Raw genomic sequence first — 22,739 nt, forward strand, 5'->3', positions numbered from 1 at the left:
CTTTCAAATTGCAGGTGTGTTGGCTGCGTTCTCTTACCCGAATCACTGACTCATGTCAGCTCATCGGGATGCGCTTACTTACCGCCTTCCTGCACCTTGAAATCTATAGGGTATATGTGTGGTCATTTTTAAAATTGCAGTTAAGAGCCTAACCAAGGGAAACACTCCGTTCGGGTCGTAGCGGCGAAAGCCGCCGGAGCGCCCGCCCTTGGCTCACGGTGTTATCTGTCTGAGTTACTCCAGCCACGCTTCAATCTGACTCTGTATTCCCGCGGCATCCAAACCAAATTCTGCGCGCATTTCATCCTGTTCACCTTGTGGAACAAAATGGTCTGGTAAGCCGAGATTTAATACTGGCACTAACTGGCGTTTTGCCATTAGTAGCTCATTCACACCACTGCCCGCGCCGCCCATAATGGCATTTTCTTCAACGGTAACCAGTATCTGGTGGCTGGCAGCCAGCTCCAGTACTAACTCTTCATCTAATGGTTTAACGAAACGCATATCAACCAGTGTGGCATTCAGATTGTCGGCTACGATTTGCGCCTGAGCGAGCAATGTTCCAAAGCATAGAATGGCCACTTTTTCACCTTCGCGGCGCACGATCCCTTTACCAATCGGCATTATTGCCAATGGTTCAAGCACAGCACCAGTACCATTGCCACGCGGGTACCGTACCGCCGCTGGCCCGTTGTGGTGATAGCCGGTGTGCAGCATCTGGCGGCACTCGTTCTCATCACTTGGAGTCATGATGGCCATGTTAGGGATGCAACGCATAAATGATAGATCGAATGCGCCCTGATGAGTTTGACCATCTGCACCCACCAAACCACCTCGGTCAATAGCGAACAGTACCGGCAGGTTTTGGATGGCCACATCGTGGATCAACTGGTCATAGGCTCGTTGCAGGAAAGTCGAATAGATGGCAACGATAGGTTTGTAGCCACCGATAGCCAGACCGGCGGCAAAGGTCACCGCATGTTGTTCAGCTATCGCTACATCAAAATACTGTTGTGGATATTCACGCGAGAAGCGCACCATCCCCGAGCCTTCGCGCATGGCGGGAGTGACGGCCATTAACTGGCTGTCTTTAGCGGCGGTTTCACATAACCATTCACCAAAAATCTTGGAGTAGGTGGGTATATTGCCTTGGCTTTTTGGCAGTGTGCCGGAGGCCGGATCAAATTTTGGTACCGCGTGCCAGCCGATGGGATCTTTTTCAGCCGGTGCGTAGCCTTTGCCCTTTTTGGTCATGATATGCAACAGTTGTGGGCCTTTCAGGCTACGCATATTTTTCAATGTTTGCGTCAGCGCTTGCACGTCGTGACCATCAACCGGGCCGATATAATTAAAGCCTAACTCTTCAAATAAGGTACTGGGTACTACCATGCCTTTCAGATGTTCTTCGGTACGTTTCAGCAAATCTTTAATCGGCGGTAAACCCGAAAATGCTTTTTTGCCACCTTCACGTAGACTGGTGTAGAGTTTGCCAGATAATAACTGCGCCAAATGGTTATTCAGGCCGCCTACGTTTTCGGAGATAGACATTTCGTTATCGTTAAGAATAACCAACATGTCTGAGTGAATATCGCCTGCATGATTCATGGCTTCAAAAGCCATACCAGCCGTGATAGCACCATCACCAATCACACACACGGTACGCCGTCCTTTACCTTCACGCTCCGCAGCTACCGCCATGCCTAAGCCAGCACTGATGGACGTTGAGGAGTGACCGACAGAAAGGACGTCATATTCACTTTCGCCACGCCAAGGGAAAGGATGCAAACCATCTTTTTGGCGAATAGTCCCTATTTGTTCGCGGCGGCCCGTCAATATTTTGTGCGGATAAGCCTGATGGCCGACGTCCCACACCAAACTATCAAACGGCGTGTTGTAGACGTAATGCAACGCGACAGTCAACTCGACCACACCTAACCCTGAGGCAAAATGCCCACTGGATCGGCTGACAGAGGCAAGCAAATACTGCCGCAGTTCATCACATAACTTCGGCAGACTTTCTTTCGGCAACATGCGCAGTTCTTCGGGATTTTCTGCAAGTGCCAATGTCGGGTATTTGGCTATATCAAGACTCATTCGATGCTCATATCAAAAGGTTAAGTAGGCATTGACTCACTGCCAGCATATTTCTAGTTATCACGCTCAATAATAAAGCAGGCTAACGCCTGTAATGGCGCTGTGTTATAGGATTGCGCCGACAGCGCATTCAGGGCGCTAACTGCTTCCTGATAAAGATCGATAGCTTTGGCTTTGGCGCAATCTAGCCCCATAAGGGCCGGATAAGTGCTTTTCCCGTGTTGCTGATCAGAACCTTGGCGTTTACCAATTGTAGCTGTATCGCCGATAACGTCTAAAATATCGTCTTGCACTTGAAAGGCCAGACCGATTGCATTTGCATAACGGTCAAGTAAGGGCAGAGCTTCGCGCCCAGAGGCACCAGCAGCCAGCGCACCGAGACGAACTGCGGCACGAATTAGTGCACCGGTTTTATGACGGTGGATCTTCTCAAGATCATCCAGTGTTATCTGACGGGATTCTGCTGCCAGATCCAATGCCTGGCCGCCGCACATACCGGCAACACCGCTGGCATGGGCTAATTCTGCAATCATCGACAGCCGATCTTTATCAGCCACATCGGGCATTGGTGCTTCTGCCAGGATAGAAAATGCCAGCGTTTGCAGGGCATCACCGGCCAGAATGGCATTGGCTTCACCAAACTTCACATGGCAAGTCGGTTGCCCACGGCGTAGATCATCATCATCCATCGCCGGTAAATCATCATGAATTAATGAATAAGCATGGATACATTCAATTGCCGCCGCAGGGGCATCCAGACTGGTCAGTGACAGACCGAACATTTGGCCGGTGGCATAAACCAGATAAGGGCGCAGCCGCTTACCACCCAGCACAGCGCCATAGCGCATGGCCTCTACCAGATCACTATTACCAAAAGGGAGCGGCGCAATGAAATCCAACAGAGCCTGATTGACTCGCTGCTGATGTGCGGCAAGCTGTTGATTAAAATCAACTGAGGAGGGGGTGTTAGACATAAGACTACTCAGCATCCGGGGGGGTGAAAGGGGCGAGTGGCGCATCAACGTCATCACTCAGGAGAACCTGAACGCGCTGTTCGGCTTGCAATAATGTCTGCTGCCCAAGACGCGCTAATTGTACGCCTCGTTCAAATTCATTTAACGCTTCTTCCAGCGGGAGTTCACCTGACTCCAGGCGAGTAACGATTTGTTCCAGTTCGCTGAGCGATGTCTCAAAACTGGCGGTTTTGGTTTCAGGTGATGCGGCTTTTTTCGGCATAGTTTTTATTCGACTCGATATTTTTTATGAAACGTAACCTTGATGGCGCGTACGTCTTTTTTCTGCTTACAGAGAGCAACTCTTCAGGTCAAAAGCTTATTACCGGCTATTCTAGCGGATAATGAAGGGGAAATCGTGACGTTTAAGTCTGGTTTTTAGTACGCAGCCGCACATCATATAGTGATATACTCCACGGCTTGCATATTTTCGCTGACACCTTTGACTGTTGCTATTGATAGCGACGCCATCACTCCATAACCAGACAACTAAAGACCGCCATGAAGTTTATCATTAAATTGTTCCCAGAAATCACCATCAAGAGTCAATCTGTGCGATTGCGCTTCATTAAGATCCTCACCACCAATATTCGCAACGTATTGAAAAACCTTGAGGACGATACCCTCGCGGTGGTTCGTCATTGGGATCATATTGAAATCCGCACTAAAGATGACAATCTTGGCCCACAGATTTGTGATGCCCTGACTCGTGTCCCAGGGATTCACCATATTCTTGAAGTGGAAGATCGCAGCTACACCGATATGCACAATATTTTTGAGCAAACGCTGGAAGCTTATCGCGAAACACTGGTCGGAAAAACATTCTGTGTTCGGGTAAAACGTCGTGGTAAACATGAATTTTCCTCTGGGGATGTCGAGCGCTATGTCGGTGGTGGCCTGAACCAACACATAGAAAGTGCCAAAGTTAAACTGACCCATCCTCAGGTGACCGTTCATTTAGAAATTGATCAGGACAAACTGACATTGATCAAGGCGCGTCATGAAGGATTGGGTGGTTTCCCAATTGGTACGCAGGAAGATGTTTTGTCTCTGATTTCAGGTGGTTTTGACTCCGGTGTGTCCAGCTATATGCTGATGCGTCGTGGCTGTCGCGTGCATTATTGTTTCTTCAATCTTGGTGGCTCTGCCCATGAGATTGGGGTGAAGCAAGTGGCTCATTATCTGTGGAATCGTTTTGGTAGCTCCCATCGGGTGCGTTTTGTTGCCATTGATTTCGAACCGGTGGTGGGCGAAATCCTCGAAAAAGTCGAAGATGGTCAGATGGGCGTGGTGTTGAAACGTATGATGGTGCGCGCAGCGTCTCAGGTGGCAGAGCGCTATGGCGTGCAGGCGCTAGTCACCGGTGAAGCACTGGGACAGGTATCCAGCCAGACACTGACCAATTTGCGTTTAATTGATAATGCCTCTGACACCTTGATCTTGCGCCCGCTGATTTCTCATGATAAAGAGCACATCATCAATCTGGCGCGTGAAATCGGTACCGAAGATTTCGCTAAAACCATGCCAGAATATTGCGGCGTGATTTCAAAAAGCCCGACAGTGAAAGCAGTTAAGGCCAAGATTGAAGAAGAAGAATCTCACTTTGATTTCTCCATTTTGGATCGAGTGGTCAGCGAAGCCAAAAACGTCGATATCCGTGAAATCGCCGAACAAAGTCGTGAGCAGGTGGTTGAAGTTGAAACTGTGGCTGAATTGGCGGATACCGATGTGCTGCTGGATATTCGTGCTCCTGATGAGCAAGATGAAAAGCCACTGAAGCTGGACGGGATTGAAGTCCGTACATTGCCGTTTTATAAACTGAGTACGCAATTTGCCGATTTGGATCAGAGCAAGAGCTATCTGTTGTATTGCGACCGCGGTGTAATGAGCCGTTTACAGGCGTTGTATCTGCGTGAGCAGGGGTATACCAATGTAAAAGTGTACCGCCCTTAAAGGTGATAAGTTAACGGCTACTGCGCTTTGCCATTCTGAGCTTGCGCAGTGCTCGCCGCCGTCACGTACTGCGTGTACGCTCCGTTGGCTATGCGCTGGGCGCACCCAGACTGACTTTGCTCGCGACGCCTTGTGCAGGATGTTAACGGCTACTGCGCTTTGCCATTCTGGGCTTGCGCAGTGCTCGCCGCCGTCACGTACTGCGTGTACGCTCCGTTGGCTGTGCGCTGGGCGCACCCAGACTGACTTTGCTCGCGACGCCGCCTGCAGGATGTTAACGGCTACTGCGCTTTGCCATTCTGGGCTTGCGCAGTGCTCGCCGCCGTCACGTACTGCGTGTACGCTCCGTTGGCTGTGCGCTGGGCGCACCCAGACTGACTTTGCTCGCGACGCCTCGTGCAGGATGTTAACGGCTACTGCGGCTTCAAGTCCGAAGGGTATAGTTATAAATCCCTGGCGGTAGTACCAACTGCCAGGCGATCTCTTCTGCTTTTTCTCGTCCGAGCAATAAAAAAACAATCTTTAGCGCGAAATCGATGGATGTTCCTGGCCCCTGGCTGGTGACCAGATTGACTCGCCGATCATAAACAACACGTTGATCCATCCATTTTGTTGAATCAATTTTGTCTTTTAATGCCGGGAAACCAGTCATATTGCCCACTGGGAATAACTTGTGATGCTCAAGCACGAAAGCGGGGGCGGCGCAAATGGCGGCAACCAAACGACCCTCCTTATGCGTTTGCTCTACAGTAGCAACTAATAATGGGCTGTCGCGAAAACATTCCGCTCCCTTAATGCCACCTGGCAGGACAACCACATCAAACTTTTGATCGGCCACATCCACCAGGCGGGTGTCGGCCAGTAAACGGACACCGCGTGAACAGACGATTTCCAATGCGCCGTCACTGGCGACACTGGCTGTTGTGACATTAATCCCTGCGCGCACCAGAATATCAATGGTGGTGACGGCTTCGGTTTCTTCACTACCAGGAGCCAGGCAAACCAGCGCCGATACGCTCATACTCATTTTCCTTACGTTTAATTAAATCATACAACCGGGCATTCTCTGGCAGAGTCATACCGTGATTCCTGGCGCGCCGCAGTAAGTAACCGGTGATGTAGTCAATCTCAGTATGCCGCTGGCAACGCAAATCCTGTAGCAGTGACGAGATATTATCGGCGGTACTCTGAATAACATTGTTGACGTAGCTAAGCAGGCTTTCTGTTGAGGTATGATAGCCCTCCATCTCCATCACACTGGCGACCTCAGCGCATAACTGCTCAATCAGCTCTGGATAGCGCTGCAAATCACCATTACGGCAGTTATACAGGCCGGTAAGCGGATTAATCACGCAGTTTACTGCCAGTTTCTGCCAGCAGGCCGCCGAGATATCATCGTGCCAGGCCACGTCCGGCAACGCCTGATGTAACACATCTGCCAGGTTACTGATATCGGTTGCAATAGGAGACATCGGGCCAATATGGGTGATACCGCTGGCGACATGGACAATTGTGTTGCCATCACGGCGCGCAGCATGGGTGGTCACACCGTGGAGAAAGAGATGCTCATCTCGGGGTAATTCTTCCTGCGTACCCATCCCATTATGTAGCAGTAAAATCTTACATTCGGGATTAAGCTTAGGCAGTAAGGCCATGATTGCGCTGGAAACTTGCCACGCTTTTAAGCAAACCAGTAATAGTTCACTTTTCGACAAATGCTCAGGATCGTTAGTGGGGAGATTTTGATTGAATGCCTCGCCGCCTAACAATATGACATTAACTGAACAGAAGGGCTGTGGCACACGAAGCCAGCCTTGCACATCGTGACCCTGCTGGTAGAGCGCTGATAACCATAACTGCCCGAGAGCTCCGCAACCAAGCACAGTAATTTTCATTGAGACCTCCTTGGTGTAGGCGGAAAGCATACTGCTTGTTTCTAAGTGTTATGCTTTGATTATACCCTAAATAATTCGAGTTGCAGGAAGGCGGTAAGCGAGTGAACCCCCAAGATCTTACATCAGTAAGTGACTGGGGTGATTGAGCGCGGCCAACGCACATGCAGCTAGAAGTATGACGGGGATATAGACTTTTTGGTCCTTAAACGCAGAGTTAGCTATATATTGGCTCTGCTAAGAACAAAGTGTAAGTTGAGTAATTGTCAGCGGCTTGGCTTTGTCTGTAGGGATAAAGCGGTTATTATGCTCGCCATTCATCTTATCAGGAGGAGGGAATATGCCATCTTTCGACATCGTATCTGAAATTGATATGCAGGAAGTGCGTAACGCAGTTGAAAACGCCACCCGCGATCTGGCGAACCGTTGGGATTTTCGTAATGTTCCAGCGAGTTTTGAGTTAAATGAAAAGAACGAAAGTATCAAAGTTGCCAGTGAATCTGATTTTCAGGTCGAGCAACTGTTGGATATTTTACGTGCTCAACTGACTAAGCGTGGCATTGAAGGGGCGGCTCTGGAGATCCCGGAAGAAATGGATCGCAGTGGCAAAACCTACAGTGTGGAGGCCAAGCTGAAGCAAGGTATTGAAAGTGTGCAGGCGAAGAAGCTGGTTAAGCTGATTAAAGACAGCAAGCTGAAAGTTCAGGCACAAATTCAGGGCGAACAAGTTCGGGTCACCGGCAAAGCCCGTGATGATTTGCAGAGTGTGATGGCATTAATTCGTGGTGCTGATTTGGGCCAGCCATTCCAGTTCAATAACTTCCGCGACTAATATTTAGCTAAATTAGGTACAAAAGTATCGATCACTTTTGTACCTGCTTTTGTTTATATCGCGTTGACCAATTCTTCTAGCTGGCGGCGATTGGTTTTTTTGGTATCCACTTTGATATAAGCGCTGCGCTCGGCTCTCACCACTACCGCTTCAGTGACACCAGGTTGTGCTCTAATTCGTTCTTCTAAGGCTGAGTCTTTTACCGCTAATTCGGACAAGGTAATTCGCAAGCTACTGACATAAGGTGGCTCTTGCATCGTGGCGCTCACGCCAAACCACACCAGCGCGATAACAGCCCCAGCGGCAAATACCATACTTGCTCCTTCCATACCAAAAAGCCATCCGCCTAAACTGCCACCAATAGCCACACCAATAAACTGGCTGGTGGAGTAAATCCCCATAGCTGTACCTTTATAGCCTGCTGGCGATTCTTTACTGATCAATGATGGCAATATGGCTTCCATCACGTTGAAAGCAATAAAGAATAACTGCACTCCGGCAATGATGACCCACAGCTGTTGCCCGGCAGACCACAGCACCACTTCGGCGGCAAACAGCACAGCAACACAGCCCATAAAGACCTGCTTCATCCGGCGTTTGACTTCAGCATAAATAATAAACGGCACGACTGCGGCGAAGGAAACCAACATGGTCACCAGATAGACAATCCAGTGTTGGGCTGGAGCTAAACCTGCACTGGCCATCATCTGTGGTAAAGCAACGAAGCTCGACATCAATAAGATGTGCAAGCACATGATGCCGAAATTGAGTTTGAGTAGCCGGCTGTTATTGAGTACTTTGCTCACGCTACCTTTGACGATACTGGATTCGCGGTTAAGCACATGGCTATCGGCATCCGGTACCACGGCTAATGTAATAACAATACCTAATAGCGCCAGTATCGCTATTGCCCAGAACAGGGCATGCAAGCCAAAAGCGTGAGTGACAATCGGCCCCAGCACCATCGCGATGGCAAAAGTAATACCAAAGCTAACACCAATAAATGCCATTGCTTTGGTGCGGTTTTGCTCACGAGTTAAATCAGACAGCAGTGCCATGACTGCGGCGGCAATGGCACCAGAGCCTTGCAGCGCGCGACCCAGAATGATGCCCCAGATAGAATCACTTAGTGCGGCAATCACACTTCCCAGTGCAAATATCAGTAGGCCACCGACGATCAGCGGCTTACGGCCAATACGATCAGAAACCAGCCCAAATGGAATCTGAAAAATGGCCTGAGCCAGACCGTAAATGCCAATGGCGATACCAATCAATGCTTCGCTGGCACCGGAAAGCGCCATGCCATAAGTGGTGAGAACGGGGAGAACCATAAACATGCCGAGCATGCGCAAAGAAAATACCGTACCCAGCCCCCAGGTTGCCCGGAGCTCTAGCGGGGTCATTTTATTGTCGTTCATTACCACCTCAAAAAAACATTCTGCGCCATTGTAATGATGTTAGGGCCAGTGGGTAAATCTATTGATGTTTAGAATGTATTACAGGCGAGTTTTTAGATAACAGTAGGGTAGCGAAGAAATAAAAAATGGCTGGTAGGAATAGCCCGCCAGCCATTTTTATCACAACAGGGTTGAAGTTATCCGACGTAAGTCAGCAATCCAGCCGAGGAAGGAACATTGAAATCAACCGACATCATGACGCTCAATGACGTAATGGCAATGATAGAAAATACAAATAGTTTTCTCGCCCATACGCTGTCATTGGTCGCTTTATAACCGCGCAATGCCATACCCAACCACCAGACACTTACCGCAGCAGCGACAACCAGGTATTTGTAACCGGCATAGCCACTTAAGGTCAGCATCAAGGTGGCAACCATAAATGCCAAGATATAAAGGGTAATATGGTTTTTGGTGACCGATATTCCTTTTATTACCGGCAAAACCGGAATGTTGGCAGCTTGATAATCCTTAAAGCGGAAAATCGCGATGGCATAAGAGTGTGGCATTTGCCACAGGCTGAAGATAAGCAACAGGATCAAAGCACCCATATCGAACTGCCCGGTAACGGCACAGTAACCAATCACTGGAGGTGCGGCACCTGATAAGCTGCCAATCAATGTGCCGTAGACGGATTTTCGCTTCATGTAGAGGCTATAAACCCCGACATAAATCACGAAACCAATTACAGCCAGCCACATGGCTAACGGGTTAGCGCCAACATAGAGCAGCAGCATGCCAGCAATACCCAGTATCGAAGCATAAATCAGGCTCACTTTCGGATCGATAAGCCCTTTTACCAGGACACGATTCTTCGTTCTCTCCATGATGCGGTCGATATCACGGTCGATATAGTTGTTAAATACACACCCGGAGGCAACAACTAACGAGACACCGAACAGGGTGGCGAGAAAAAGTGGGTAATCAATCACGCCTTTGGAAGCGAGGAGAAATCCCCCAACGACAGAAATTAAATTGCCGAAAATAATTCCTGGTTTAGTTACTTGCAGGTATTGCTTAATCATCACATGCAGCTCTTCAGTCAACCATCATATTGATGTTGAGGTTGTACATAATCCAGAGTGAGCCCACAACAACGATTGCGATAATCATGGCGGTGAACAGGAACGCCACCAGATTCCAACGTTCTTCGGACGATCCATTCATATGCAGGAAGTACACCAGGTGCACGATAATCTGCACCACGGCTAAACCGACCACAGTGGCCAGAATAGTCGTATGAGAGGCGGTACCACTCATCACCATAGCGAATGGAATAACTGTCAGAATAACCGACAGAATGAAGCCAATAAGGTATGACTTCAAGCTACCGTGGCTGGCTCCACCGTGAGTCGTTGTTGAATGACTAGATGTTGGATGGCTCATCACATAGCTCCTAACAGATAGACAACGGTGAATACGCAGATCCAGACCACATCCAGGAAGTGCCAGAACAAGCTCAGGCACATCAGGCGGGTACGGTTCGTTTCATTCAGGCCGCGTTTTGCTACTTGAATCATCATAATGATGATCCAAACCAAGCCAGCGGTAACGTGAATACCGTGGGTGGCAACCAGCGCGAAGAAGCTAGACAGGAACGCACTGCGATCCGGGCCGTAGCCTTCAGCAATCAGGTGATGGAATTCATAGATTTCCATTGCCACAAAGCCCAGACCGAACAGGAAGGTCAGACCTAACCAGGTGTTAACCTGGTTTTTGTGGCCTTTGTTCATGCCCAGCATAGCGATGCCGTAAGTAATACTACTGAACAGCAACAGGAAGGTTTCAACCAGAACAAAGTTCAAGTCGAAGATATCCCGGCCTGAAGGGCCGCCAGCTGTCCCGTTTACCAGCACTGCATAAGTTGCAAACAATGTTGCAAACAAAATGCAGTCGCTCATCAGGTAGATCCAGAAGCCGAAGACTTTTGTCGCTCCTGCATCGTGATGCCCATGCTCTGCATGGGCGACGTTATGGTTAGTCAGAGTTTCAGTTGACATGATTCACGCCTGCTTTGCTGATTTGTTCATGATGAAGATCTTCAATGCGCTCCACTTCTGCAACTGGCACATAGTAATCAACATCCTCGTCGAAGCTTTTCACAATCCAAGTCACAATCATGCCGACGAAGCCAACAATGGCCAGCCACCAGATGTACCAGATCATGGCAAAGCCGAAGATCAAGCTGAAGCCAGCAATAATCACACCTGCACCGGTATTCTTCGGCATGTGGATTTCTTCGTATTTCGCTGGGCGTTTGTATGCTTCGCCTTTCTCTTTCATATCCCAGAATTCGTCACGGTCAGTCACTTCAGGTACAACGGCGAAGTTATAGAACGGCGGTGGGGAAGAGGTAGACCACTCCAGCGTACGGCCACCCCATGGGTCACCAGTCAGATCGCGATTTTGTTCGCGGTCACGGATACTGACGAACACCTGGATAACCTGACACAAGATACCGCAAGCAATCAGTGCTGCACCGCCTGCTGCTACCATCAACATCGGGTGGAATTCCGGGTTGATATCCTGGCTCAGACGACGGGTCATCCCCATAAAGCCCAATACGTACAGCGGCATAAAGGCAACGAAGAAGCCGATAATCCAGAACCAGAATGCACGGATGCCCCATTTCTCATTCAGCGTAAAGCCGAAGGACTTAGGCCACCAGTAAGTCAGGCCAGCGAAGCAACCGAACACCACACCACCGATAATCACGTTATGGAAGTGAGCAATCAGGAACAAGCTGTTATGCAGCACGAAGTTTGCGCCCGGTACCGCCAACAGAACGCCGGTCATCCCACCAATAGAGAAGGTGATGATGAAGCCAACAGTCCACAGCATCGCGGAGTTAAACTGAATACGGCCTTGGTACATGGTGAACAGCCAGTTGAATATTTTCACCCCGGTCGGGATAGAAATAATCATCGTCGCTATACCGAAGAAGGCGTTAACGTTGGCACCTGACCCCATAGTAAAGAAGTGGTGTAGCCAAACAATAAACGACAGTACGGTAATCGCGATGGTTGCCCAGACTAAAGAGGTGTAACCAAACAGACGTTTTCTTGAGAAGGTCGCAGTAACTTCGGAGAATACCCCGAATACTGGCAGCACCAGAATGTACACTTCCGGATGGCCCCAGGCCCAAATCAGGTTGATGTACATCATCATGTTGCCACCCATATCATTGGTAAAGAAATGGGTGCCAAGGTAGCGGTCCAGAGTCAGTAACGCGACGGTCACAGTCAAGATCGGGAAAGAAACGATAATCAAAATGTTGGTGCAAAGTGCCGCCCATGTGAAGACAGGCATCTTCATCATCGACATGCCAGGCGCACGCATTTTCAAAATAGTGGCGAAGAAGTTAACACCGGTCAGCAAGGTACCTAAACCAGAAATCTGTAGACTCCAGATCCAGTAATCGACCCCGACCCCTGGGTTGTACTCTTTACCTGACAGTGGCGGGTAGGCCAACCAACCGGTTTGCGCGAATTCACCGACCCCCAGAGAGATGTTAATTAACACCACCCCGACGACAAAGAACCAGAAACTCAGGGAGTTCAGGAACGGGAAGGCAACGTCACGAGCACCGATTTGTAGCGGTACGACCACGTTCATCAAGCCCACTACGAAAGGCATCGCCATGAAGAAAATCATGATAACGCCGTGAGCGGTGAAAATCTGATCGTAGTGATGAGGCGGCAGGAAACCAGCTTCACCAGCTGAAGCAAGTGCTTGCTGACTACGCATCATGATGGCATCGGCAAAACCACGCAGAAGCATGACCATGGCGACCAGAATGTACATGATACCGATTTTCTTATGGTCAACCGAGGTCAGCCATTCGCTCCATAACCATTTCCACTTACCGAAATAGGTCAGGAGGGCAACAAGAGCCGCCCCGCCCAGAACAATTGCAGCAACGGTAACCATAATGATTGGTTCGTGTAGCGGAACCGCATCAAGTGTTAATTTTCCCAACATCGTTTTATTCCTCGGCTCCGGCGTGAGCGGCGTGTTCGCCCATATCCATGCCCTGGCTCATATCCATACCTGAATGGGTATCATCGCCTTTCTGGTGCATGTTCATATCACCCATAAACTTGCCAATAATTCCTTTAAACAGCTCCGGTTTAACACTGGAGAAATACTCAACCGGGTTATTTTCGCTCGGTTCAGCCAGTTTATTAAAATCGTCAGTAGTATTCAGAGTGTTCGGCGATTTTTTCACCTGTGCGACCCACTGGTTGAAGTCTTCCTGCGTAGGTGTTGCGATCGCAGTGAATTTCATACCAGAGAAGCCTTTGCCACTGAAGCTACTGGAAATACCATTGTATTTACCGGCTTCGTTGGCAATCAGATGCAGTTTGGTTTGCATCCCGGCCATCGCATAAATCTGCCCGCCTAACTGAGGGATAAAGAACGAGTTCATGACCGAGTTAGAGGTGATTTTAAAGTTCACCGGAACATCAGTAGGGAAAGCCAATTCATTTACTGTAGCGATACCTTGCTCTGGATAGATAAACAGCCATTTCCAGTCCAGGGAAACTACTTCAATAGTGATGGGTTCTTTACCCGCTACTTCGAGCGGCTTGAACGGGTCAAGTTCGTGGGAGGTTTTCCAGGTTATCGTTGCCAAAATAGCAATGATAATGATTGGAACAGCCCAGACAACAAGCTCAATTTTGTTGGAATGGGACCAGTTTGGGGTGTAGGTCGCACTTTTGTTGGACGCGCGGTACTTCCATGCAAAAGCAAACGCCATAAAAATAACCGGAACTACGACGATCAACATTAAACCGATAGCAGTAAGTATCAGTGTTTTTTGCTCGACTCCGATTGCGCCTTTGGGATTCATCAATACCATATCGCAACCACTGAGCATTACCGTGGCTGCTAATAAAGACAACATACCCATATTTTTAATGTATTTCTTAAGTCTCATCTAACGACCTCAATTACAAAAGGGCTCTATTGTCGTTTCATGTGTACGGGCATTTTACGGGAAGGTTGCAGGACTGTAAACATGCTTAAGATTGTGTCAGCGGCTTGTTGACACTTTATGTTAAGGGGGTCACAGATGTTACCTTGCGTGACAATTTATTAATCGCAACAATATGTTGGCGAAGGTGGGGGGCTGTAAAACGGCGGATGTTAAGGAAAAACAACGGTTATTACGCTTTTATTTACGGGAAATACTGATTTTTATTTATTACCTGGACTTATTTTATGTAAATAATATGTAATTCCACGGTAAATTAAAAACTATTCCGGGGTGCTAAAAATAGGTACCCCGGAATCATTTAGCTAGAAATTATATTTAATGGAATACACGATACCATCTTGTAAAAAATCTTCGCCTAATTTGTTATAAGCATAACGGTACTGAATACCCGTGGTGAATTGTTTAATTGGTGTCCACCAAAGTGCCAGAGCACCGTTCACCCCATTACGACCACCGTTACCTGCGGCATAGCGCTCAGCTCGGTTGAACTCCAGTTCGTTCCAGTTGGTGATGCTGAAGTTTTCGTCGAATGCAGTAAAGTCATAACCGGCAACCCAACCCACCACATAACCGTTATTACCTGAGTAATAAGTCTGATCAACATAGTGTAGCGCAACAAAGGGTTTCATCCACACACCGGCAACAGTGGCGTTGTAGCCGATACCGTACAAGGTATTCACTTCATGGAAGTTACTGTAATCGTTACCCTCAGCACTTGGCAGTGAGTAAGTGCCATAAATATGGCCATAAAGGTTGAAACCAGAATCGCCTAAATAGTAGCGACCGGTTGTTTTAAAGGTATAACGCTGGTTATCGCCTGGTTGTGCTGTTTTCGAATTGAATGGGTTTTCTAAATCAAAGAAACCGTAAATCTCGCCCCAGCTATAACCTGCACCACCTTCCAACTCAATATACGCAAAGTCATCTTTATGTGAAGAGTCACCGGATTTATGCGTAGTGCTGCGAGTCCAGTCAAGGTAGTTCATGCTGATATTAGCAAAACCCCACTGATATTCAGCTTGGACGGCCGGAGCCAAAGTGATCGCAGTCAGCGCCACAGCGCCGATAAGAATTTTACGCATAAATGCCTCTGTGTGGTTGAAAGATGCCAGAAGAAATAAAAGGACACAGTCCTTAACAAAAAGTGCGCTCATCATAGTCTCAGAGCACGAAAGGATAAGTAGTTGAAAGTGATATAGATCTCGTTTTGTGAATAATATTTTGCAAGTGTTACTTAAACTTGTGAGTTATATCAAAATAATGCTGAGAAAGTGTTCAGGTGGTTTGTTTTGCAACCATAAAAAAAGCCGGCACAAGTACCGGCTTTCATAAAATGTAGTGGTTTATTACGCTAATTTCTCACGTCTAAGTGCAAGATAATCCAATACGCCACCCAGAACCATACCAACCACACTGAGCTGAATGCCACGCAGTAGCAGTGTATCGGCCACATCTGAAGCTGACGTCCAATCTAATGCGTTACATATGAGTAAAATAAGCCATGCAGCTAATAATGCGCAGCCAATGGTTAGAAAACGCAATGCCCACCGATAAGCTGTTTTAAACTCTGTTCTGGGCATAAATTCATCGGTTTTTTGTGTGTATTCCAATGTCTGGCGGCAGATATAGAGCAGTAAGAGTCCAGGAATGGCAGCAGCAATAGAGAATAAATAGAACAATGGCCAGCCATGTGTTTCAACAAACCACCCCGCTATCGGGCCAACATATACCCGACCAACAGCAGAGAGTGCTGATAACAAAGCAAATTGAGTGGCCGAGAAAGATTTGTTGCAAAGCGTCATCAACAGAGCCACAAAGGCTGCCGTTCCCATCCCACCACACAGGTTTTCCAGAAATATGGCGCTGCCCATGGAGAAGATATTTTTATCTGTAATGGATAGCAGCCAATAACCAATGTTGGATATGGCTTGTAAAATGCCAAATATCATCAATGCCCGGAATAAACTCAGGCGTTGCATCAGCAAACCGCCATACAGTGCGCCAATAATGGTGGCGATTAATCCCAGGGTTTTATTGACCAACCCAACTTCGCCAGCATCGAATCCGACTCCTCGGATCAAAAAAGTGGTACTTAAGCTAGCCGCAAAAGCATCACCCATTTTGTACAATACGATAAGCAGCAGAATCAGCCAGGCATTGTTGCGACCAAAAAAATCACGCAACGGCTCGACGATTGCCTGTTCCAGGGTTTTCGGCGGAGCAATACGAATGTCGGGTTCTGGGGCAAATAACGTGGCAAATACCCCAATGAGCATTAACCCGGCCATCAGCCAGTAAGTGGATTGCCAGCCGAGATAACGATCCGCTATCCACAGTGCCAGCCCACCAGACACCAACATGGCGAGGCGATAGCCCAATACCGAAACTGCGGCACCGGTACCGCGCTCTTCCGCTGTAAGTAAATCGGTTTTATAGGCATCAAAAACAATATCTTGCGATGCAGAACAGAATGCAACCAGCACGGCGATAGCGGCCAACCACCATAAATGTTTAGCCGGTTCCATAAAGCCCATGGCGATAATGGCTACAATTAATAACAGCTGACTGATGATCAACCAGCCACGGCGACGCCCCAGAAAGGAAGGAGTGTAGCGGTCCATCAGTGGGGACCAGAGGAACTTAAAAACGTAGGCTTGGCCGACCAGCGAAAAAATACCAATAGTTTTCAGGCTGACGTTTTCAACCGTCATCCAGGCTTGCAATGTCCCGCCTGTCAGGGCTAAAGGGAGGCCTGAGGCAAATCCCAACAACAAAAGAACAAGCGAATTACGTTGGGTAAAAAGGTTCGAATAGCGATTGGGCATGTGAGACCTACGTGCTCCACCCTATCGGCAGGGCGGAGCATTCTGTTAAGCAGTAATAATGTTAAGCAAAGAGCAGATTAGCGGGCATTTTGTTTGATAAAGCTGCTGACGCTGGTGTCTTGCGCCATATCTGCAATAACATCACTCAACACGGTATTAACAGCATTAGTGATTTTTTCGTTAGTCGCAGTGAATGCACCCTGAACGTTATAGCTGGCGCGGTAGTTTTTAACCTGCTTGTTGCCGTTTTTCGCGGTAGCAGTGATAGAAATATCGGCTTTGGTGGTGATGTTGTAGCGAAGGTTGCCTTCTTGCACATCAGCGAACAGTTGATTCACGACAATTTGCAGGTCAACCGGCGCATTAGTGCCAATCATATAACCACGGGCAGTCATTTGTTTTTCAAGCACTTCTTGTAACAGGAAACGCAGATCCCGAGATGGTGTTAATACCACCAGTTGGCCATCACGATTCACTTTAGCCAGGGCAGCATCTTGGCGCTGATCGGCACCATTAATACTGATAGTCACTCCCATCAGTGTTGGGTCTTGGGGGGGGCAAGACGACTTTCGGGGTAACGTTCAAGGTGTTGTTACTGGCAGCACAGCCCGCCAGTATAAAAACAGCCAACAGCGGGAAAAGAATTTTCTTTAGCATGTTCACTTTCTCAATAGTTATGGAATTCTTTAATAATCAGAGCGGGATAGCAGCCATGTTATTTTGCGAGTTTGCAGTGGCGACATCATAGCACTGCGAGTGGCTGGTGGAAGATCCCGATGGAGAGAAATTCACCAAAAAATGCGTTTTTCCCCCGAATGGCCTGTCATTTAATTTAAAGCCCTTGCAAATTGCATTTTGGTTGATGAGAAGAAGAGCCTTTTCGCCAGAACCGGTCGCAGTGAGATATTCGGGATATTTTGTATCTGAAATGTTATAAAACAGCGAAAATACACTAATATTGCAATAGAGAGTGGGCAGTTTTCTGCCTCAGCAGTAAGGAGAGCATGATGATTTTGATTCGAGAACAAATTGAAGAAAAACTAAAAGCGGCATTCGAACCGGATCATCTGGAGGTAATTAATGAAAGTTACCGCCACAATGTTCCTGCTGGTTCGGAAAGTCATTTTAAAATTGTGATTGTTAGCAATAAATTTCAAGATCAACGCTTTCTCAATCGCCACCGTGCGATTTATAGTGCATTGGCTGAGGAGTTGGCGAGCACTGTTCATGCGCTGGCCTTACACACTTACACCCTGAAAGAGTGGGCTGGATTGCAAGACACTGTGCCAGCTTCGCCCTCTTGTCGTGGTGCGGGGGCATTGGCTCAGTTGCCAGATTAATTAAATCGGGCTGATAACAGTAGTCATTCCGATATGATTTAGGGTATTAGTAGGTGAGAATTTTGCAGGCGGCCCTAGAGCCGCTTGTGTTTCTATATAGGCGACATCTTCATTTCATTAGTGCGCCACAGGAGTTTTAGCCGAGGGAACGATTCACGCGTGAATTTTACCGCGACAACATTCGCTTGCTTTCCTCGACTCATACCTTGTGCGCCGCTATAATGTCGCGTCTTATTTTTCCGGAATGGTTTCGGGACGCTTCTGACATCTGGGATACTCGGTTCTGTTTAATGCGGCCGTCCCGGTTCTTAGAGGGTGTTTTCAGAGTTCGCATCATTCCTGAAAGTGGAGTGGTGCTGCTTCGTTTGCAGCTTCTGGAGTTGACCGAGCACTGTGATTTTTTTGAGGTAACAAGATGCAAGTTTCTGTTGAAACCACCCAAGGCCTTGGCCGCCGTGTAACAATTACTGTTGCTGCTGACAGCATTGAAAAAGCCGTAAAAAGTGAATTAGTTAAAGCTGCTAAAAATGTTCGTATCGACGGTTTCCGTAAAGGCCACGTGCCAATGAACATCGTTGAACAGCGTTACGGCGCATCTGTTCGCCAGGACGTACTGGGTGATCTGATGCAACGTAATTTCGTTGACGCGATCATTAAAGAAAAAATCAACCCAGCTGGCGCACCTAACTATGTGCCGGGCCAGTACAAAGAGGGTGAAGATTTTACTTATTCCGTTGAGTTCGAAGTGTATCCGGAAGTTGAGCTGAAAGATCTGGAAAGCATTGAAGTAGAAAAGCCAGTTGTTGAAGTAAACGACGCTGACGTTGATACCATGCTGGAAACTCTGCGTAAGCAACAAGCTACCTGGAAAGAAACTGACGCTGCAGCAACTGCTGAAGATCGCGCAACTCTGGATTTCACCGGTTCTATCGACGGTGAAGTTTTCGAAGGCGGTAAAGCGACTGATTTCGTGTTAGCAATGGGCCAGGGTCGTATGATCCCAGGTTTCGAAGAAGGTGTAATCGGCCATAAAGCCGGTGAAGAATTCACCATCGACGTAAACTTCCCAGAAGATTACCACGCAGAAAACCTGAAAGGTAAATCAGCTAAATTCGACATCGTGTTGAAGAAAGTTGAAGTGCGTGAGCTGCCAGAACTGACTGAAGAATTCATCAAACGTTTCGGCGTTGCTGATGGTTCAGTAGCAGGTCTGCGTGCTGAAGTGCGTAAAAACATGGAACGCGAGCTGAAAGGCGCGGTACGTAACCGTGTTAAAACTCAGGCAATCGACGGTCTGGTTAGCGCGAACGAAATCGATGTTCCAGCTGCACTGGTTGAAGGTGAAATCGACGTTCTGCGCCGCCAGGCTGCACAGCGTTTCGGTGGTAACGAGAAACAAGCGGCTGAATTACCACGTGAATTGTTCGAAGAACAAGCTAAACGTCGCGTTGTTGTCGGTCTGTTGCTGGGCGAAGTTATCAGCCAGCACGAACTGAAAGCCGATGAAGATCGTGTTAAAGCTCTGATCGAAGAAATGGCTTCTGCGTACGAAGATCCACAAGAAGTTATTGAGTTCTACAGCAAAAACAAAGAGCTGATGAACAATATGCGCAACGTTGCTCTGGAAGAACAAGCAGTAGAAACTCTGCTTTCTAAAGCCAAAGTAACTGAAAAACCAACGACCTTCAGTGAGCTGATGAATCAGACCACTACGGCGTAATGTTTTTTAGCGTATCAAACTGGATATAATTTATCTGGTGTATTGAAAAAGCCCGTAGCCCTATGGTCACGGGCTTTTTCTTTTAGTAACAATTATCCCTCAATAGTATGATTAATCTGGCATGTTTCGCTGCAATCTGCGCTATATTTGAAAAGTAAAATGAAGTGCTCAACAGATAAATAATCAATAGGGCGCCGCGATTACGGCAGAAATGGTGGGCAGTTTTCAGGTTAAAAAGAGGGTTGTTAGGCTAAAAAAATATCGCTGGGGCTTGAAAATGAATATTAATCCCCCAATTAATCTAACAGACGTTCATATGAAACACTGGCTGATTACCGCCGTCAGAATAGGTCTGGATAACCGGACTGTTTGCACGCATGAACATAGTCATCATTCCTTATCTCAAGTAGAATCGGTTATGAATGGCGCCAAAGTAAATTCTATTAGGAGACGGTAATGTCATACAGTGGCGAACGAGATCAATTTGCACCTAACATGGCTCTGGTGCCAATGGTGGTTGAGCAGACTTCACGTGGGGAACGTTCTTACGATATTTTCTCCCGTCTGCTGAAAGAGCGTATCATTTTCCTGACAGGCCAGGTTGAAGACCATATGGCCAATCTGATCACAGCGCAAATGCTGTTTCTGGAAGCAGAGAATCCAGAAAAAGATATCTTCCTGTATATCAACTCACCGGGTGGAGTGATTACTGCTGGGATGTCAATTTATGACACCATGCAATTCATCAAGCCGGATGTCAGCACGATTTGTATGGGCCAGGCATGTTCAATGGGTGCATTCCTGTTGACTGCGGGTGCTAAGGGTAAACGTTTCTGCTTGCCGAATTCACGGGTCATGATTCACCAACCGTTGGGCGGCTTCCAGGGGCAAGCTACAGATATTGAAATTCATGCCAAAGAGATTTTGAAAGTGAAATCACGCATGAATGAACTGATGGCAAAACACACGGGTAAATCTCTTGAAGAAATAGAGAGAGACACTGAGCGTGACCGTTTCTTGTCAGCTGATGAGGCTGTAGAATACGGTTTAGTTGATTCTGTGTTCACCCGTCGTGACTAACGACTTATTTCTGTGAGCCGATATACTATAGTGAATGTAACGAGAACAAACCCTGGTGCTGAATAAGGCCTAATTGCGTATTGTTTGTACACTACCCATTATATCGGCTGTCCGTTGAAAGCTAACGTGGCGTACAGAAATAGCGAGAATAGTCTCCCTGTCGCATATTTTCAGATGTGGCAGATACTGAAGAAGAGGTTTACTGATGACAGATAAGCGCAAAGACGGTTCTGGAAAGCTGCTGTATTGCTCTTTCTGCGGCAAAAGCCAGCATGAAGTGCGTAAGCTAATTGCCGGGCCGTCAGTGTATATCTGCGATGAATGTGTCGATTTGTGTAACGACATTATTCGCGAAGAGATCAAAGAAGTTGCGCCGCACCGGGAGCGTAGTTCGCTGCCAACGCCGCATGAAATTCGTCGCCATCTTGATGATTATGTCATTGGGCAGGAACCGGCGAAAAAAGTGCTGGCTGTTGCTGTGTATAACCATTACAAGCGGTTACGCAATGGCGATACCAGTAATGGTATCGAGTTGGGTAAAAGTAATATTCTGCTGATTGGTCCGACGGGTAGTGGTAAAACGCTGTTAGCGGAAACATTGGCTCGCTTCCTGGATGTGCCGTTTACGATGGCAGATGCGACCACACTGACCGAAGCTGGTTACGTGGGTGAAGATGTTGAAAACATCATTCAGAAGCTGCTACAGAAATGTGATTACGACGTCCAGAAAGCGCAACGTGGCATCGTCTATATCGATGAAATTGATAAGATTTCACGTAAGTCTGATAACCCATCCATTACTCGCGATGTTTCGGGTGAAGGTGTGCAGCAGGCGCTGTTGAAATTGATCGAAGGAACTATCGCTGCCGTACCACCACAAGGTGGTCGTAAGCATCCACAGCAAGAATTTTTGCAGGTTGATACCTCTAAGATTCTGTTTATCTGTGGTGGCGCTTTCGCGGGCCTGGATAAAGTTATCGGGCAGCGCATTAACACCGGCAGTGGTATTGGCTTCGGGGCCACGGTAAAAGGCAAGTCAGAAAAGGCGACAGAAGGCGAGTTATTGCGCCAGGCTGAGCCGGAAGACTTGATTAAATTCGGTTTAATCCCTGAATTTATTGGTCGTTTACCAGTGGTTGCAACCTTGAGTGAATTGAGTGAAGACGCACTGATTCAGATCCTGAAAGAACCGAAAAATGCGCTGACTAAACAATATCAGGCATTGTTCAATCTTGAAGGTGTGGAACTTGAGTTCCGCGATGAAGCGTTGACCGCTATTGCCAAGAAAGCGATGGCCCGTAAAACAGGTGCTCGTGGCCTGCGTTCTATCGTAGAAGGTGCTTTGCTCGATACCATGTACGATTTACCGTCAATGGAAAGTGTGGAAAAAGTGGTAGTAGATGAATCAGTTATTGCTGGTCAATCTGCACCAATGCTGATTTATGGCCAACCGGAAGCCCAAGCTTCTGGCGAATAATTAGCCAAATAATCCAGATGGTTAGTATGACAATGGGGGATTTTATCCCCCATT

19 protein-coding genes and 1 pseudogene are annotated in these 22,739 nt (G+C 47.7%); 6 read left to right on the forward strand and 14 right to left on the reverse strand.

All coding sequences use genetic code 11. The features are described 5' to 3' along the window. Positions 1-234: 234 nt before the first annotated feature. From dxs to xseB, 3 genes are read right to left on the reverse strand one after another with little or no spacing between them, the layout of a single operon-like run. The gene (dxs, locus tag FGL26_RS20900; protein ID WP_005167595.1) at positions 235-2,094 is read right to left on the reverse strand and encodes a 1-deoxy-D-xylulose-5-phosphate synthase; all 1,860 of its coding nucleotides are present in this window, start codon (positions 2,092-2,094) and stop codon (positions 235-237) included. 53 nt (positions 2,095-2,147) lie between these two features. Then, positions 2,148-3,068: a (2E,6E)-farnesyl diphosphate synthase gene (gene ispA / locus FGL26_RS20905; RefSeq protein ID WP_005167598.1), complete on the reverse strand. Its 921-nt coding sequence runs from the start codon at positions 3,066-3,068 to the stop codon at positions 2,148-2,150. Between the two features lie 4 nt (positions 3,069-3,072). Then, positions 3,073-3,330: an exodeoxyribonuclease VII small subunit gene (xseB, locus tag FGL26_RS20910; protein ID WP_005167601.1), complete on the reverse strand. Its 258-nt coding sequence runs from the start codon at positions 3,328-3,330 to the stop codon at positions 3,073-3,075. Positions 3,331-3,608: 278 nt separating this feature from the next. Here xseB and thiI point away from each other — a divergent pair, with 278 nt between their 5' ends. Continuing rightward, complete coding sequence (gene thiI / locus FGL26_RS20915; RefSeq protein WP_005163544.1) at positions 3,609-5,060, forward strand: tRNA uracil 4-sulfurtransferase ThiI; 1,452 nt, start codon at positions 3,609-3,611, stop codon at positions 5,058-5,060. A 424-nt stretch (positions 5,061-5,484) separates the two neighbouring features. Here the strand turns inward: thiI and yajL are convergent, their stop codons facing one another. Both yajL and panE read right to left on the reverse strand, forming a co-directional pair. Next, positions 5,485-6,081 (reverse strand): protein deglycase YajL, encoded by a 597-nt coding sequence (gene yajL, locus FGL26_RS20925; protein ID WP_005167603.1) that lies wholly within the window; start codon positions 6,079-6,081, stop codon positions 5,485-5,487. After that, positions 6,044-6,955 carry a 2-dehydropantoate 2-reductase gene (gene panE / locus FGL26_RS20930; RefSeq protein WP_005167606.1) on the reverse strand — a complete coding sequence of 304 codons (912 nt, stop codon included), beginning with the start codon at positions 6,953-6,955 and terminating at the stop codon, positions 6,044-6,046. Before panE ends, yajL begins: the two co-directional genes overlap by 38 nt. 337 nt (positions 6,956-7,292) lie before the next feature. Here panE and FGL26_RS20940 point away from each other — a divergent pair, with 337 nt between their 5' ends. Continuing rightward, entirely contained in the window at positions 7,293-7,784 is a 492-nt protein-coding gene (locus FGL26_RS20940; protein ID WP_005167608.1) for a YajQ family cyclic di-GMP-binding protein, read from the forward strand. A gap of 53 nt (positions 7,785-7,837) precedes the next feature. Here the strand turns inward: FGL26_RS20940 and FGL26_RS20945 are convergent, their stop codons facing one another. The 9 genes and pseudogenes from FGL26_RS20945 to FGL26_RS20985 form a co-directional block, all read right to left on the reverse strand. Beyond that, the gene (locus tag FGL26_RS20945; RefSeq protein ID WP_032909246.1) at positions 7,838-9,202 is read right to left on the reverse strand and encodes an MFS transporter; all 1,365 of its coding nucleotides are present in this window, start codon (positions 9,200-9,202) and stop codon (positions 7,838-7,840) included. Positions 9,203-9,378: 176 nt separating this feature from the next. Beyond that, the gene (gene cyoE / locus FGL26_RS20950; RefSeq protein ID WP_005163530.1) at positions 9,379-10,266 is read right to left on the reverse strand and encodes a heme o synthase; all 888 of its coding nucleotides are present in this window, start codon (positions 10,264-10,266) and stop codon (positions 9,379-9,381) included. Between the two features lie 13 nt (positions 10,267-10,279). After that, positions 10,280-10,627 (reverse strand): cytochrome o ubiquinol oxidase subunit IV, encoded by a 348-nt coding sequence (locus FGL26_RS20955; RefSeq protein ID WP_005167623.1) that lies wholly within the window; start codon positions 10,625-10,627, stop codon positions 10,280-10,282. Further along, positions 10,627-11,241 (reverse strand): cytochrome o ubiquinol oxidase subunit III, encoded by a 615-nt coding sequence (locus FGL26_RS20960; protein ID WP_005163525.1) that lies wholly within the window; start codon positions 11,239-11,241, stop codon positions 10,627-10,629. Before FGL26_RS20960 ends, FGL26_RS20955 begins: the two co-directional genes overlap by 1 nt. Next, positions 11,231-13,222 (reverse strand): cytochrome o ubiquinol oxidase subunit I, encoded by a 1,992-nt coding sequence (gene cyoB, locus FGL26_RS20965; RefSeq protein WP_005163523.1) that lies wholly within the window; start codon positions 13,220-13,222, stop codon positions 11,231-11,233. Before cyoB ends, FGL26_RS20960 begins: the two co-directional genes overlap by 11 nt. Positions 13,223-13,226: 4 nt before the next feature. Further along, the gene (gene cyoA, locus FGL26_RS20970; protein ID WP_005167626.1) at positions 13,227-14,183 is read right to left on the reverse strand and encodes a cytochrome o ubiquinol oxidase subunit II; all 957 of its coding nucleotides are present in this window, start codon (positions 14,181-14,183) and stop codon (positions 13,227-13,229) included. A gap of 362 nt (positions 14,184-14,545) precedes the next feature. Further along, complete coding sequence (locus FGL26_RS20975) at positions 14,546-15,325, reverse strand: nucleoside-specific channel-forming Tsx family protein (RefSeq protein ID WP_011816898.1); 780 nt, start codon at positions 15,323-15,325, stop codon at positions 14,546-14,548. A 264-nt stretch (positions 15,326-15,589) separates the two neighbouring features. Further along, entirely contained in the window at positions 15,590-17,068 is a 1,479-nt protein-coding gene (ampG, locus tag FGL26_RS20980) for a muropeptide MFS transporter AmpG (RefSeq protein ID WP_005167629.1), read from the reverse strand. Positions 17,069-17,145: 77 nt separating this feature from the next. Next, positions 17,146-17,725 (reverse strand): annotated as a pseudogene (locus FGL26_RS20985) (lipoprotein). 353 nt (positions 17,726-18,078) lie between these two features. Between FGL26_RS20985 and bolA the strand changes: the two are divergent. The 4 genes from bolA (at position 18,079) to clpX (ending at position 22,685) form a co-directional block, all read left to right on the forward strand. Next, complete coding sequence (gene bolA / locus FGL26_RS20990; RefSeq protein ID WP_166792493.1) at positions 18,079-18,408, forward strand: transcriptional regulator BolA; 330 nt, start codon at positions 18,079-18,081, stop codon at positions 18,406-18,408. A 415-nt stretch (positions 18,409-18,823) separates the two neighbouring features. After that, positions 18,824-20,128: a trigger factor gene (tig, locus tag FGL26_RS21000; RefSeq protein ID WP_005163508.1), complete on the forward strand. Its 1,305-nt coding sequence runs from the start codon at positions 18,824-18,826 to the stop codon at positions 20,126-20,128. A gap of 456 nt (positions 20,129-20,584) precedes the next feature. After that, positions 20,585-21,208: an ATP-dependent Clp endopeptidase proteolytic subunit ClpP gene (gene clpP / locus FGL26_RS21005; RefSeq protein ID WP_005167636.1), complete on the forward strand. Its 624-nt coding sequence runs from the start codon at positions 20,585-20,587 to the stop codon at positions 21,206-21,208. A 205-nt stretch (positions 21,209-21,413) separates the two neighbouring features. Then, positions 21,414-22,685 (forward strand): ATP-dependent protease ATP-binding subunit ClpX, encoded by a 1,272-nt coding sequence (gene clpX / locus FGL26_RS21010; protein ID WP_005167638.1) that lies wholly within the window; start codon positions 21,414-21,416, stop codon positions 22,683-22,685. Positions 22,686-22,739 lie beyond the last annotated feature (54 nt).

The sequence above is a fragment of the Yersinia enterocolitica subsp. enterocolitica genome (assembly GCF_901472495.1).
GTDB lineage: Bacteria > Pseudomonadota > Gammaproteobacteria > Enterobacterales > Enterobacteriaceae > Yersinia > Yersinia enterocolitica.